Consider the following 14,292-nt stretch of genomic DNA (forward strand, 5'->3'; position numbering starts at 1 on the left):
ATTTCGACGAAGACGCTCTCAGCCCCCAAACGTGCCAACAGCTCGACAACTCGATCCACCCCGTGACCTTTTGCGATCGACGACAGATCGACCTTCAACTCGGGCACCGACTTTTTCAGTGCTGGCGGATCGATTCGAACCGCCAACTTTTTGTAGCCCACCGATTCTCGCAGGCTTGTGATTTCCGTATCGCTGGGGATTTCGTTGGTCTTGGGATCGGGGCCAAAACTCCAGGCGTTGACCAGGGGGCCGACCGTGACATCGAAGGCTCCGTCGGTCGCTTCGGCGATCTCCAGCGCAGCGCTGACGACTTCGGCCGTTTCCAGGCTGACGTCGAACCAATCGGTCGAATCCGAATCGTTAAAGCGGCTGATTTCGGACGACTTTAGGTACGTCGACATTTGGTCGTTCACGCTGCGAAGCTCGGCATCGACTTCGATCGCAACGTCCGATTCAAACTCGGGCGGGTTGTAGATTTTGACCATGTAGGTCGTGCCCATGGTGTCGCCGCGAAGTTCGCGGATCGCCCCGCTGCTCGCAGGTGTCGTAGCGTTGACCACAGACGACGATCGAGCCGTTTGGTCTTCGCCCGCTGCGGCACAGACCGAACCGAGCAGCATTACCAAGGCAAAACAAAACGCAGCGAACGGAATCATTCGCTGCGTTGTCGTTAGAAGTATCATTTTAACCATTTTTAGTTATTGCGACGCGGCGGGCGAAATTCGATCCCGCGGCAAGCGTCCACGGCTCACCAAAACGATTGTCTCAAAGAAAATCGAGACTAACCGCCAAAGTCGTCGTAGGCGATGTTTTCTGGCTCGACACCGAGGTCATCCAACATCTTGAAGACAGCTTGGTTCATCATCGGAGGACCACAGATGTAGTACTCGATGTCTTCGGGAGCAGGATGATCTTTGAGGTAGTTTTCCAGCAACACTTGGTGGATGAAGCCTTGGTAACCGGTCCAATTGTCCGACGGCAGCGGTTCGGATAACGCGATATTGAATTTAAAGTTTGGAAACTCTTCTTCAATCTTACGGAAGTGATCAACATAGAACAATTCGCGACTCGAGCGACCACCGTACCAGTACGATACTTTGCGGTTGGTCTTGCCCCGCTTGAACAGTTCGAAGATATGGCTTCGCAGCGGTGCCATCCCGGCACCACCCCCGATGTAAACCATTTCGGATTCAGTGTCCTTGATAAAGAATTCACCGTAGGGACCGCTGATCGTCGCCTTGTCACCCGGTTTCAGGTTAAAGATGTAACTACTCATCTTACCGGGAGGTGTGTTTTCCGGAGCACGTGGTGGCGGCGATGCGACACGCACGTTCAGCATGATAATGCCCTTTTCGCCCGGATAGTTGGCCATCGAATAAGCACGCACCACGGGCTCTTCGACCTTCGAGACATAACGCCAGACGTTGAACTTGTCCCAATCCTCGTGGAACCGTTCATCGATATCAAAGTCTTTATAGTTGACAACATGAGGCGGACATTCGATTTGAATGTAACCACCGGCTTTGAAGTCGACCTCTTCGCCAACAGGTAATTCGAGCACCAATTCCTTGATGAACGTCGCCACGTTGTTGTTGCTGCGAACGGTGCATTCCCACTTCTTGGTTTCGAATGCTTCGGCAGGAACCTCAACAACCATGTCCTGTTTGACAGCGACTTGGCAAGAAAGACGTTCGCCTTCAGCGGCTTCTTTCTTGTTGATGTGCCCTTTTTCGGTAGCCAAGATCTCTCCGCCACCCGATTCGACTTTGACTTTGCACTGGGCACAGGTTCCCCCGCCACCACAGGCACTGGAAACGAACACCCCTGCGTCGGCGAGAGCCCCGAGCAGCTTACCCCCCGCCGGCACTTCGATTTCTTTTTGGTGGTTAATCGTGATCTTGACTGGCCCCGAAGCGACCAACACGCTCTTCGCGGCAAGAATGATCAAAACAAGTGCGATGACCACGACGGTAAACATCGCGACGCCAAGTAGGACGGTTTCCATAACTACAAAACTCGTCAGAAGTTCAATGATTTGATTTGAAAAACGCGATTGACCGAACAGGGGTCATCGCACCAAGCTCGTTACAGCTGAATACCGCTGAACGACATAAACGCAAGTGCCATCAATCCCACCGTGATGAACGTGATTCCCAAACCACGTAGCGGCGGCGGCACATCGCTGTATTTCATCTTTTCACGAATCCCAGCCAACGCCGCGATCGCAAGCGCCCAACCGACACCACAACCAACACCGAAGAAACACGATTCAACGAAATCGTACTTGCGTTGTTCCATGAACAACGAAGCCCCCAGGATTGCACAGTTCACGGTGATCAGTGGCAAGAAGATCCCCAACGCGTTGTAAAGCGGTGGAAAGAACTTATCGAGCGTCATCTCGAGAATTTGCACCATTGCCGCGATCACACCGATGTAACTGATGAAACCGAGGAACGCCAAATCTACCGTCGAGAAATCGACCGTCGATGTGCTGATGAAGTTGTTTGCCCACACCAGGGCACCCTTCTTCAAAAACCACGAGTAAATCAATTGGTTCGCAGGCACCGTGATCGCTTGGATCACAATCACCGCGACGCCAAGCCCGAGAGCCGTTTTGACATTTTTGCTGATTGCCAAAAACGTACACATCCCCAAGAAGAAGGCGAGTGCAAGATTCTCGACAAAGATCGATTTGATCAGAATGCTAAGGTAATGTTCCATTGAATTAAGCCTCTTCGATTTGTTCAGGCTTCCACGCACGAATGATCCAGATCAGAAAACCGATCAAGAAAAACGCACTGGGCGGTAAGAGCATCAAGTTGTTCGGGTTGTACCAGCCGCCGTTGCGAGTCAATTGCATGATCTCGTAACCGAAAATGGAACCGCTACCAAACAGCTCGCGGAAAAAAGCGACGAACAGCAGAACCAGACCGTAGCCGAGTCCGTTGCCAAAGCCGTCAAGAAAGCTGATGCCAGGACTGTTTTTCATCGCAAACCCTTCGGCGCGTCCCATCACGATACAGTTCGTGATGATCAGCCCGACGAAGACCGACAATTGCTTGCTGATGTCGAACAAGTAAGCCTTCAGCACTTGGTCGACCACAATCACAAGCGACGCGATCACGGTCATCTGAACGATGATCCGGATGCTGCCGGGAATGTAGTGACGAATTGCACTGACGGCGGTGTTACTGAATGCGGTGACCGCAATCACCGCGATCGCCATCACAACCGACGTTTCCATCTTGGTCGTGACCGCCAAAGCGCTACAAATCCCGAGGATCTGCAGTGCAATCGGGTTATTGTCGAGCACGGGTCCAAACAGGACCTTGTTTACTCTTCCAGCTGCCATTTTATTCGTCTCCCTGTTTGGGTTCGCCGTCGCTTGGTTCGGGGCTCGATTCTTCGCTAACCTCAGGCTTCTCTTCGGCAGCGGGTTCTGCCTCGGCCTGCGGAGCCTCTTCCGACTTCGGAGCTTCCTCGGTCTTCGGGGCTTCCTCAGACTTAGGGGCTTCCTCAGACTTAGGGGCTTCCTCGGTCTTCGCTTTTTCCTCTACCGCAGGCTTCTCTTCGGCCTTGGGTTCGTCGTCCGCCTTGGGAGCTTCCTCTTTTTCAGGAGCTTCCTCTGCTGGGTCCGACTTTGGCTCGGCTTCTTCCGCGGCCGCTTCTTCCTGCTTCGGCTCGGCCTTCATCTCAGCGTCGTCGGCCTTTGGCTCTTCAGCTTTGGGCTCTTCGACTTCGACGACTTCCTGCTTCGGCTCGGGCTTCTTTTCTTCGGGCTGCTTCGGCTTGGGCTTCACCACGACGGTTTTCTTGGCCTCAGGTTTCTTGGCAACCGGTGCTTCGGTTTCGCCCTCTTGAGCCGCGATTTCCGTTTCCAACTGATCCAGGAACGGGCCGTAACCTTCGTCGCTGGCCCAGTAACGAATCAGATTCGTGACCCCACGGCTTGTGATCGTGGCTCCGGAGAGTCCATCGACAGCGTAGGGATTTCCGTCGGGCGCGGGGCCTTTGTAGACCTCCGCCATCGGCTCACCGTTTTCATCAAACAGTTTTTGGCCTGGCCACTGAGCTTTCCAGCTCGGGTTGTCGACTTCGCCACCAAGTCCGGGGGTTTCGCCGTGCTCGTAGAAAGTCAACCCTTGGATCGTTTGTAGATCGCTCTTCAAAGCCAAGTAGCCATAAAGAGTCGACCACAATCCTTTGCCGTAGACTGGCAACACGACTTGACGAATCTTTTCTTCACCCGGTTTACGAACGAAGTAAACACGTGCGACTTTTTCGCGACGTTGTTCACCGAGGTCGTACTTGGGATTTTCGATCCGGACGCTTTCGTCGTCTTTGTCGATTGCTTCGCGAGGATCGTATTGTTCGATATCCAGTTCGGTGTTGTATTGGCCGGTTTCCAAATCGACCAACTTTTCACTCACACGACTGTACAAATCGGCAACCTGGTCACGACTTAACTCGCTGGCCGGTTTACCGAATTCGCCCATCGACAACCCGGCCGCATCGAGAATATTCCGCTGGCGGTCCAGCTTCTTGTTCTCTTCCTGCAGCGGTCGCAATTGAACCGCAGCAAAGCTGACGGCCAACGAACAGACGACGCATAATACCGCGGCAACGCCAACGGTGTAGAAAACTGAATCACGTTGTTGCATAGCGTGCGAGCCTCCGTCGGACGTTAGCTTGAACCACAAAATAATCGATCAACGGTGCAAACACGTTGCCGAACAAAATTGCCAGCATGATCCCTTCCGGGAACGCGGGATTAATCACGCGGATCAGGACGGTCATAAAACCAATCAATCCGCCATAGATCCATTTGCCTTTTTCGGTCATCGAGGCGCTGACCGGGTCGGTGGCCATAAAGACCAATCCGAATGCCAAGCCGCCGACGACGAGGTGCCAATAAAATGGCACGGCCATCATTGCGTTGGTTTGCGTTGCCACGCCATTAAGCAATGACGAGGTCGCGATCACGCCGAGCACGACCGCCAACATGATTCGCCAAGACCCGATGCCTGCGGCGATTAAGATCGCGGCACCGACGATGCACAACAGCGCGCTCGTTTCGCCAACGCAACCTTGGATCGTGCCCAGGAAGGCGTCCATCCAAGTGATCGCTCCTTCTTCGTTCCAGCTGTATTGGATATGGCTTAGCGATGCGATCGCCGGATTCGAGATGGCGGCTCCGGCTTCGGCAGCCGCTTCCGCATTGGGGGCGGCATTGGCGTTCGCCATTTGCCCCAAGGCGGTCGCACCACTGAACCCATCGGCTGCGGTCCAAACCTTGTCGCCGCTGATTTCCCCCGCATAAGCGAAGTACAAAAATGCACGACTGGTCAAAGCGATGTTCAAAAAGTTTCGGCCCGTTCCGCCAAACACTTCCTTGGCCACAATCACACCAAAGGCAATGCCTAGTGCGACTTGCCACAGAGGAATCGTCGGCGGCAGCGTTAGCGGAAACAGCAATCCGGTGACCAGAAATCCTTCGTTGATTTCGTGGCCGCGAAGCACACTGAACACCATCTCGATGTGACCACCGACAAACATACAAACGATGTAAATCGGCAGAAAGAAGATCGCCCCCAGGACAAAATTGTCCGCATGGTTGCTGGAATCGTTCTCGAAACCGATCGCGTGGTGAATCGTATAATGCCAGTCGCCGGTGTGGTCGATCCCCGCAGCCGCCATCGCTTCGATGGCAGTGTTGGCTTGGTATCCGACGTTCCACATCCCAAACAAGGTCACCGGCACCAAAGCCATCACAACCGTGATCATCATCCGTTTCAGGTCGATGGCATCACGGACATGGGTTTGGCCCTTGGCGACTTCACCGGGCGTGTACAGAAACGTGTCTAACGCTTCGTAGACTGGATACGCAATCTCCAATGCTCCACCCTTGGCAAACAAGGGGTGGACTTTGTCAAGCGCGTCTCGGAGTGCTTTCATAAGTGTGTTCCCACGGTTGGGATGAAATTTCAATGAACGGGGGTCAATAGGGTTCGCGGCACTGTGACGTTGTCTGTACCTCTCGCCATGGCGAGAGACAAACCGTCTCAGTAATCGGACTAACCTTCTCGCTCGATCGTCGCCAAGCTTTCACGCAGCAACGAACTGTATTCGTACTTGCCAGGGCAAACAAAAGTGCACAGAGCGAGATCTTCCTCTTCGAGCTCCAAAGCACCCAATTGCTGTGCCTCGTCGGTATCGCGGTAAATCAGCGAACGCAGAAGCTGGGTTGGCAAAATGTCCAACGGCATAACCTGCTCGTACGTGCCCAACGGCACCATCGCTCGTTCGCTGCCATGAGTGGTGGTGGTCATCGCAAACTTCTTACCCGGCATTCCCGCCGAGGCGTAAACTCGCGAAACCGAAAACTTGTCGAACCCGGGGCCTTGCCAGCCCAAGAATTCACGCTGATGGCCTTCGGCCAAAACAGAAACCTGATTGTGGTAACGCCCCAAGAACCGGAACCGCCCCGCTGCGGTTCGGCCATTGAGGACCGAACCGGATACGACACGCTGCTGGACGTCGGTTTGCGTCTCGCCTTCGATTAATTCGGCAAGATCGACCCCCAAACGGGTTTCGAGCAAGCGAGGCTGATTCACCAACGGACCGCCAAGCGAGATCACTCGCTGCGTGTCCAAAGTTCCGGTTTGCAACAGCGAACCGATCGCACAAACGTCTTGGTAATTGATGTACCAAACCGTCTTTGTCGGACCGACCGGGTCGAGGAAATGAATATGGGTGCCGACCAATCCGGCAGGATGCGGGCCAGCAAAACTTTCGATCTGCACACCGTTGGTCGAGGCGCCGGGGATCTGAGCCCCTTCGCTCTTGCAAACGAACACCTTGCCTTCGGTCAATTGCTTGATCGCAACCAAACCGAGCGAAAACTGCTCTTTGCGGTTGGCCATCGCCACAACGGGGTCAGCCGCCAAGGGATTGGTGTCAATCGCTTGGACGAAAATCGAGTGAGGCTTGGTACCCGGGACAGGCACCTTGCCGTAAGGCCGAGTGCGAAACGCCGTCCACAATCCGCTTGCGATCAAATACTTTTCGACACCGTCACGGCCTAAGGCTGCGGGATCGGATCCACGAACGCCTTCGTACTCCACACGGTCATCGCCATCGACTTCGATTACCAGCGACTCGAATTTCCGCTTGGCACCGCGGTTGACCTCAACCACTTTTCCCGAGGCGGGAGCGACAAACAACACGCCCGGTGTCTTTTTGTCTTCGAATACGGGCTGACCTTGGCGAACCGTGTCACCTTCGCCTACCAACATGGTGGGTTTCATCCCCACGTAGTCATCACCGATGAGCGCAACGTGGCGAACGTGCTTGGCAACGGCGATGCGTTGCTCCGGAGCGCCCGCGAGGGGCAGATCCAAACCTTGTTTGATCGTTGTCATTGTTGTGAAAGTGCCGAAGACGAATGACGAACCAGCCGCGTGTGACAGGACCACCTAGGAAGACGTTTCACTGGGCAAATCAGCCAAGCGGCGCCTCGATGCGAGGCAACCAACAACCATTTGCGTTACAGATCAGTCAATTTGCTCTGGAAACGCGGTAAACCAACGAGCGATCGCACAGTTTGTGAAACTTTTCACAAAGTAGACTCGAGACAATGCCCGCGTTCAGAACAGGGTTCATCAGCAGGCGTGATCGGTGCGGAGCGTCGTGCTTCAGCGTCAATTTCGAGCAGGCAGGCCTGCCAATTTGGTTGGCAGAACTTTTGCGGCACTAAATATGGCACAGCGAGCTAAAACTGGCAACGGCATACTTTCGAGATGCTTCGAGAAGTGTGACGCACAGTCACAAAGTGGGCTGATCTTCCCGTAGGCAGCCGCAAGGAGACAATCCTAGGTACCAAAAAACTTACGGCTCGACGCGACACCCTATTATCGGGTTATATAGAGGGCAAGAGCTCGATTGCGCAACGCACGGAACCTTTCATTGGCGTCACTGAACGCCCGTGACCGTCGTTTTTTCTCAGGCGGGCGTGTTTATTTTTTTAACGGTCGCGAGCGCTTCGCACGGACTCTCCTCACCCAACAAAACTGATTCAAACATGACATCTGCGTCACTCGATCAAACCGACAACGCACTCTCGTCCGCCTCCCCATCCGACAGCACGAAGACGAATCCCTTGCGACGAAACGATATTCGCAACGTAGTCATCATCGCCCACGTTGACCATGGAAAAACGACTCTGGTTGACTGTTTGCTACGGCAAAGTGGTCAATATCGCGACACCGAGCTGAAGGGCGAGCGGATTCTCGATTCGAACGACCTCGAACGTGAACGCGGCATTACGATCCTGTCCAAGAACATTGCGATCCACTACCGCGGCGTGAAGATCAATTTGATCGACACCCCAGGTCACGCGGACTTTGGTGGCGAAGTCGAACGCGTGGTCAAGATGGCCGACGGAGCGCTCGTGCTTGTGGATGCAGCCGAAGGCCCGATGCCACAAACCCGTTTCGTGCTCGAAAAGGCGTTGCAAGCCGGAGTTCGTCCGATCGTTGTGGTGAACAAGGTCGACCGTCCCGACGGCCGACCTCACGAAGCGCTCGACGAGGCTCTTGAATTGCTTGCGGAATTGGGCGGCGAAGAGCAGCTCGACAATGCATCCTATGTCTACGCCAGCTCGAAGGAGGGGTATGCCACGCATGACCCCGAGACGGCGACCACCGACATGCGCCCGCTGCTCGACTTGCTGGTCGATTCGCTGCCTGGCCCTGAGGTCGAAAACGAAGCGCCCCTCCAAATGATGGTCACGACGCTCGACTGGAGCGAGTACGTTGGCCGGATTGCGGTTGGCCGAATCAGCGCCGGAAAAATCGAAGCAGGCCAAACCATTGACCTGCACCAAAAAGGCGGAGTGAGCAAGCAGAAGGTCGGCGGACTGTTCGTTTTCGACAAACTCGGTCGTGTCGCTGCCGATACGGTCGAAGCAGGTGACATTGTCGCCATCGAAGGACTCGGCAACATCGAAATCGGCGACACCATCTCGGCCGTTGATGCCAACAACGCACTGCCTCGCTTGACCGTCGACGAACCGACGCTGGAAATGGTATTCAGCGTAAATTCCTCGCCCATGGTTGGCCGTGAAGGCAAGTATGTAACGACGCGGCAACTGAAAGCTCGGCTGGAGAAAGAACTCGAACGCAACGTAGCACTTCGCGTCGAAATGGTCGAAGGCACCGAAGCCTATGCTGTCAAAGGCCGTGGCGTTTTGCACTTGGCCGTTTTGATCGAAACGATGCGTCGCGAAGGCTTCGAATTGAGCGTCGGCAAGCCTCGCGTGATTTTCAAAGAGATCAATGGCAAGAAACACGAACCGTTTGAAACCCTTCGTGTGGAAGTCCCAACCGACGCCATGGGCCCAGTGATGGAATTGGTTGGAAATCGCCGCGGCACACTCGAAGAACTATCGCAGCGTGGCGAATACAGCCTGCTTCGCTTCCTGATTCCATCACGTGGCTTGATCGGATTGCGTACACGATTGCTCAACGCGACTCGCGGAACGGCGATCATTCACCACCGCTTTGAAAGCTACCGCGCCGTCGAAGGCGATCTGCCCAAGCGTGCCAACGGCGTTTTGGTTTCGATGACCAGCGGCAAAACGATGCCTCACGCGATGTTCTTGCTGCAAGATCGCAGCGAATTGATCGTGCCTGCGGGTGTGGAAGTTTACGAAGGCATGATCGTTGGCGAAAACGCTCGCGAGAACGACATGATCGTCAATCCGTGCCGCGAAAAGAAACTGACCAACGTTCGCGCCTCGGGCAGCGACGACAACGTGATCCTGAAACCGTCACGAACATTGTCGCTCGAAGCCGCTTTGGAATACATCGAAGAAGACGAGTTGGTCGAAGTCACGCCAGAAAACATTCGACTGCGAAAGATCTTGTTGACCGAGTCGGCACGTCGCCGCCAAGGTCGCAGCGGCTAAGCGATTTCAGTAGGCAGTCATTTTGCCCAATCGATCTCGCCCAATCATTCTCACCCGAACGGCCGTAGCGAAACTCGCGAAGAGTTTCGGGGCACTGGCCGTGGGGGATAATCTAGCGTGGCCTCCGCCACGCTAAAAATACGCAAACGCTAGATGAGAACCGTGTTTCTCGGCGTTTAACAATCAGCGTTTAACAATCAGCGTTTAACAATCAGCGTTTTCCAATCGTTGTTTAACTATCGTTGTTTAACTATCGTTTAATACGGTTTTTCGAACGATTCGGGCAGCGACTGGATCTGCATAAACCGAATCACTGCGGTGATTCGTGGTCGTGGCGTTTGATTCGGATTCGATCGATGAATCAGGTGACGATTGAACATCACCAGCGAACCGGGGTCGGCTTCGAAGACGACCTCCTCGAACGCTTCTTCGTATTCGCGGATTCCTTGCGGCACCAACGTGGTCGCCCCGTTCTCGTGTTCTTTGACTTTGTCAAACGGCAATTTGCCCATCACGTGACTTCCACGCAGCACGCTCATCGAACCGTTTTCGCGAGTGGCGCGTTCAAAAATCGGCAAACAAAAATTGACTCCGTTGCCGTCAAACACGTCATACGTACTCTCTTGGTGCCACCCCCACGTCAACCGCGTCGAATTGGGGATACAGAAAATGATGTGCGAATCGACGTCGATCAACACGCCGGAATCCGTTGATATCACCTGCTCGACGACGTCCCGACACTGCTCTCGCAACCGGTTCATCGCTGCCGATTGATGGCTGACGCGATAGATGTTGTAGAGCGCCCGATCGTTTTCCTGGTTCAAGCGAACACAGGCTTCCAACGGCGATTCCTCAGGCAGCGAGTACTGGGCGACCATCCTGGTGATCGCATCCCGCATTTCGGCAATCGCAGCCATATCGATCACACGGTCCAAGACCACAAAGCCGTGGTTTTCGTATTCCCATTGCTGGTCGAGAGAGAGTTTAAACCGAGCGGGTAACGCTTCGGTTCCAGAGCGGTCGACCTGATTTGCGATGGCGTTTGCTTGTCCGTCCACTGAGCAACTTCCTTTCGCTATGAGCATTTGGAATAAAACCGTGCCCCGACTACTGGTGAATTAAACAAGTTCACGACTGCGAAAGAAAGTGTTTACGCCAAGTTTTTAAAAAAAACTACTTGTGCACTGGTGAACGTAATTCAACGCCAGCGACAACCGCACGCACCGGTAACCATGCGTTAGTCAACTTTCCTCGCGGATGCTTAAACATCGCTGGCTGGCGACGATAATGTGATCTAACACGATAATTCCGAGCAATTTACCCGCGTCGGTCAGTCGACTGGTCACTTGGATATCTTCGCGGCTTGGTGTTGGATCGCCGCTAGGATGGTTGTGAACGAGCAAGATCGCCGAGGCCGCGTCGCGAATGGCTGGGCGAAATACTTCGCGTGGATGGACCAAACTGGCATCGAGCGTGCCGATCGTGATTTGATGCGTTCGAATCGGCTTATGCTTTGTATCAAGCGTGACAATATGGAACTCTTCCTGAACCGCATCGGTTGCCAACCTCGCAAATTCATTCGCACAGTACTGAATTGCTGACTCGGTGCTGGTGATTTTGATTTCGTCCTGGCGATGGCTCGCTTGTGCCGCAGCCACACGACGCCCCAATTCGATGCCTGCCATGATCTGCGCATAGCTGACTCGGTTGATCGTCGGGCTGATTTCGCGAAGCTCCTCTCGATCGGTTCGTGGCAGTTTTTCCAGGTGCATGGCAAAACGATTGCCGAGCAGATTGCCGCCTGCGATCGCCGACTGTTTCTGTACCCCGACGCGAATCAGAATTGCCAACAAATCTCCATTGCTGAGAGAGGCCGCGCCGTTGCGAAGCAATTTTTCGCGAGGCCGTTCGTGCTCGGGCGTTTCCCTGACTTGCAGCCCATGGATTTGTTGGTCGATCCATTTCTCGGGCTGAAACTGCTCCGGTTCACACCAGCGGAACCGATGCTGGTCATCCACGACAATTCGTTGCAAGATGCCTTCACGAACCAACGTTTTCAGTGTCGAGGTGACGTAGGCCGGTTTGGCCGGCTCGCACACCGACTTTGCTTGCTCCGAAGAAAACTCGTCAAGCGCCGTCAGCGGCTCGATGACTTGTGCCAAGCGTTTGCGTCGATCTGTGGACATCGGATCAACCTCGCGGACCGTCGCGGAAAAGATTTGATCCTTATCCTAGCACGCTGGCTCGCTGCAGTGGAAAACATCGGGGGCGTTTTTATCAAACAAATACAGCAAGATTCTGCAGCCACCTCGGCGAACCCGATCACGATGCTTTGGGCGTTTCCTACTAATACTCACTCGCGAAAGTCATAACGCTTTTGCTCGGCGTGCATCACCGTGGACAGAAAATTCTTCAGCTTCGGTCGCGTGTGAGCATTGATGCGAACACTCTTGGAACCGTCGGCAGCGGCAATCCAGCCGCTGGTTAAGTCCAAATCCAATTCCACTTTCTCGAATCGTTTTCCGTTGGGGTCGGTCAAGCGAAAACGAATCCGCTCGCGGTTTTCGACATCCGCAATCCGCTCTGAAAGAGGGCGGTTCCCCTGGGTATCCCATTCGTAGTTGCGTTCTTCCAGCAATGCTTGTCGCAGTAGCCCGAGCCCAGGCATGGCGGTCAAATTGATCGGCTCTTTTCGCTCGCCATCAATTGGAATGATTTCAAACCGCTCACCAAGCTGCAGTGCGACGATCGTCTCTTGGCCCCAAAATTCGGTGCTCTTCTCGATCTTGGTCCGCCGCCCGGTAATGCTAAAGTAGGCACCAATTGCCGCCAAAACGACCACCGCGATGCCAATCAGCAAGCCTCGCCGAGTGATGCGAGCTCGTGGATCGTTGTACTTGTCGGCGTGGGTAGTTTCCGTTTCCAAAAAATCGTCTCGTCTGCAGGGTGTCGGTTTACGAGGTGGTGGTGTGTCAGATAGGCTTCCGGCGGGGAATCAAGCACAAAATGCACTCTCAACTGATCTGAACCAGAAGCTTATCGCACTGTAAGCTACAGGCAAATGACACCGATTTTCCCAGTCAAATTCCCATTCCCCTTCCACCGCAACGCTTCGAGTCCTGTTATGACCTCGGCTTCCCACCCCCATCCAACGCTCTGTGTCGAAGTCCCGCTTGGTGACCGCAGCTACAACATCAATATCGGCACCGATCAAATCGACTCGTTTGGCCAAATGCTGTTGGCGACTTTGCCAGACCTCTCTCACGCGTTGCTGATCGCCGACGCGGCGGTCGAAGATCCGTGGGCGAAGCGATTAACCGACTCGCTTGCAGAGCGATCCAACCAGCATGGAACGCCGATTCGCGTCAGCTATCGGTCAGTCCCCTCGGGCGAAACGAGCAAATCAGTTTCTCAGCTGAGCGACATCTGGCAATGGATGCTCGACAGTTCGACCGACCGCAGCAGCGTGCTGATCGCGGTCGGCGGCGGCGTCATCGGGGATTTGGCTGGGTTCGCGGCCGCTTCATATACACGCGGAATCCGGTTTATTCAGGTCCCTACCACGCTACTGGCGATGGTCGACAGCAGCGTCGGGGGCAAAACGGGGATCAATCTCCCGACATCCAAAAACATGGTTGGCGCCTTCTGGCAACCTTCGCTGGTAATGATTGATACCGATGTGTTGTCGACGTTGCCCGATCGAGCATACATCAGCGGATTGGCCGAGGTAATCAAATACGGCGTGATCGATGATGCCGCCTTTTTCGATTGGCTGGACGCTAACGCAGCGAAACTTGTCGCTCGCGATGACGAAGCGGTCCGGCACGCGATCGCCGAGAGCTGTCGATCCAAATCGCGAGTGGTGGGTGAAGACGAACGCGAAACGAGTGGCCGCCGGGCGATTTTGAATTACGGCCACACATTCGCGCATGCCATCGAAGCGACCGCAGGTTATGGCGAACTGCTGCATGGCGAGGCGGTTGCCATCGGCATGCAGATGGCCGCCAACATGGCTGTCGATTTGGGAATGTGCGAGGCGAGTTTATTGAGTCGACAAACCGCGCTGCTGAGGGCTTGTGGATTGCCAACGACGTTTGCCGCAGCCGATGTCGATGCGATGTTGCCGGTCATGCAGCGTGACAAAAAAGTGTCTCATGGCAAACTCCGATTCATCCTGCCCGAGCGAATCGGCAGCGTCGGCTTGGTAGGCGACATTGATCCCGCTGCTGTAATCCGGGCAATCAAATCGTGCCGGTAGTGTTCCCGGGCCAATACTGCTTCTGGCAAGAGACCGAACAGGGCCCCCGCGCCGCTGCTACGCCAAC

The 14,292-nt window shown here is 54.6% G+C and carries 12 protein-coding genes; 2 read left to right on the plus strand and 10 right to left on the minus strand.

Annotation, left to right across the window (positions count from 1 at the left end; all coding sequences use genetic code 11):
• The 7 genes from RMSM_RS02165 to RMSM_RS02195 all read right to left on the minus strand — a co-directional run.
• A partial coding sequence (locus RMSM_RS02165) for an FAD:protein FMN transferase (RefSeq protein WP_236621970.1) occupies positions 1 to 683 on the minus strand: 683 nt, incomplete at its 3' end.
• Between the two features lie 98 nt (positions 684 to 781).
• Positions 782 to 2,005: an NADH:ubiquinone reductase (Na(+)-transporting) subunit F gene (gene nqrF / locus RMSM_RS02170; protein ID WP_008690891.1), complete on the minus strand. Its 1,224-nt coding sequence runs from the start codon at positions 2,003 to 2,005 to the stop codon at positions 782 to 784.
• A gap of 80 nt (positions 2,006 to 2,085) precedes the next feature.
• Entirely contained in the window at positions 2,086 to 2,721 is a 636-nt protein-coding gene (gene nqrE, locus RMSM_RS02175) for an NADH:ubiquinone reductase (Na(+)-transporting) subunit E (RefSeq protein WP_008690892.1), read from the minus strand.
• Between the two features lie 4 nt (positions 2,722 to 2,725).
• Positions 2,726 to 3,352: an NADH:ubiquinone reductase (Na(+)-transporting) subunit D gene (locus RMSM_RS02180; RefSeq protein ID WP_040763677.1), complete on the minus strand. Its 627-nt coding sequence runs from the start codon at positions 3,350 to 3,352 to the stop codon at positions 2,726 to 2,728.
• A 1-nt stretch (position 3,353) separates the two neighbouring features.
• Positions 3,354 to 4,661, minus strand: a complete 1,308-nt coding sequence (locus tag RMSM_RS36295; protein WP_008690894.1) for a Na(+)-translocating NADH-quinone reductase subunit C — start codon at positions 4,659 to 4,661, stop codon at positions 3,354 to 3,356.
• Entirely contained in the window at positions 4,648 to 5,955 is a 1,308-nt protein-coding gene (locus RMSM_RS02190) for an NADH:ubiquinone reductase (Na(+)-transporting) subunit B (RefSeq protein ID WP_008690895.1), read from the minus strand. Before RMSM_RS02190 ends, RMSM_RS36295 begins: the two co-directional genes overlap by 14 nt.
• A gap of 119 nt (positions 5,956 to 6,074) precedes the next feature.
• The gene (locus tag RMSM_RS02195) at positions 6,075 to 7,421 is read right to left on the minus strand and encodes a Na(+)-translocating NADH-quinone reductase subunit A (RefSeq protein WP_008690896.1); all 1,347 of its coding nucleotides are present in this window, start codon (positions 7,419 to 7,421) and stop codon (positions 6,075 to 6,077) included.
• A 659-nt stretch (positions 7,422 to 8,080) separates the two neighbouring features.
• Between RMSM_RS02195 and typA the strand changes: the two genes are divergently transcribed.
• On the plus strand, positions 8,081 to 9,967 hold the full coding sequence (typA, locus tag RMSM_RS02200; RefSeq protein ID WP_052031449.1) for a translational GTPase TypA: 1,887 nt from the start codon (positions 8,081 to 8,083) through the stop codon (positions 9,965 to 9,967).
• A 257-nt stretch (positions 9,968 to 10,224) separates the two neighbouring features.
• Here typA and RMSM_RS02205 read toward each other — a convergent pair whose 3' ends face one another.
• The 3 genes from RMSM_RS02205 to RMSM_RS02215 all read right to left on the minus strand — a co-directional run bounded on the left by RMSM_RS02205 (position 10,225) and on the right by RMSM_RS02215 (position 12,893).
• A complete protein-coding gene (locus RMSM_RS02205) occupies positions 10,225 to 11,025 on the minus strand; it encodes a phytanoyl-CoA dioxygenase family protein (RefSeq protein WP_008690899.1) in 801 nt (266 codons plus the stop codon).
• A gap of 183 nt (positions 11,026 to 11,208) precedes the next feature.
• Positions 11,209 to 12,153 (minus strand): RadC family protein, encoded by a 945-nt coding sequence (gene radC, locus RMSM_RS02210; protein ID WP_008690900.1) that lies wholly within the window; start codon positions 12,151 to 12,153, stop codon positions 11,209 to 11,211.
• 167 nt (positions 12,154 to 12,320) lie between these two features.
• Positions 12,321 to 12,893: a hypothetical protein gene (locus RMSM_RS02215; protein ID WP_008690901.1), complete on the minus strand. Its 573-nt coding sequence runs from the start codon at positions 12,891 to 12,893 to the stop codon at positions 12,321 to 12,323.
• Between the two features lie 198 nt (positions 12,894 to 13,091).
• Between RMSM_RS02215 and aroB the strand changes: the two genes are divergently transcribed.
• Positions 13,092 to 14,225 carry a 3-dehydroquinate synthase gene (gene aroB / locus RMSM_RS02220; protein WP_008690902.1) on the plus strand — a complete coding sequence of 378 codons (1,134 nt, stop codon included), beginning with the start codon at positions 13,092 to 13,094 and terminating at the stop codon, positions 14,223 to 14,225.
• Positions 14,226 to 14,292: the final 67 nt, after the last annotated feature.

Origin of the sequence: Rhodopirellula maiorica SM1 (genome assembly GCF_000346295.1) — a bacterium.
In the GTDB taxonomy this organism is placed as follows: domain Bacteria; phylum Planctomycetota; class Planctomycetia; order Pirellulales; family Pirellulaceae; genus Novipirellula; species Novipirellula maiorica.

Coding starts and splice junctions, on each gene's coding strand:
- nqrF (WP_008690891.1), bottom strand. CDS start 2,005: ATGGAAACCGTCCTACTTGGCGTCGCGATGTTTACCGTCGTGGTCATC.
- nqrE (WP_008690892.1), bottom strand. CDS start 2,721: ATGGAACATTACCTTAGCATTCTGATCAAATCGATCTTTGTCGAGAAT.
- RMSM_RS02180 (WP_040763677.1), bottom strand. CDS start 3,352: ATGGCAGCTGGAAGAGTAAACAAGGTCCTGTTTGGACCCGTGCTCGAC.
- RMSM_RS36295 (WP_008690894.1), bottom strand. CDS start 4,661: ATGCAACAACGTGATTCAGTTTTCTACACCGTTGGCGTTGCCGCGGTA.
- RMSM_RS02190 (WP_008690895.1), bottom strand. CDS start 5,955: ATGAAAGCACTCCGAGACGCGCTTGACAAAGTCCACCCCTTGTTTGCC.
- RMSM_RS02195 (WP_008690896.1), bottom strand. CDS start 7,421: ATGACAACGATCAAACAAGGTTTGGATCTGCCCCTCGCGGGCGCTCCG.
- typA (WP_052031449.1), top strand. CDS start 8,081: ATGACATCTGCGTCACTCGATCAAACCGACAACGCACTCTCGTCCGCC.
- radC (WP_008690900.1), bottom strand. CDS start 12,153: ATGTCCACAGATCGACGCAAACGCTTGGCACAAGTCATCGAGCCGCTG.
- aroB (WP_008690902.1), top strand. CDS start 13,092: ATGACCTCGGCTTCCCACCCCCATCCAACGCTCTGTGTCGAAGTCCCG.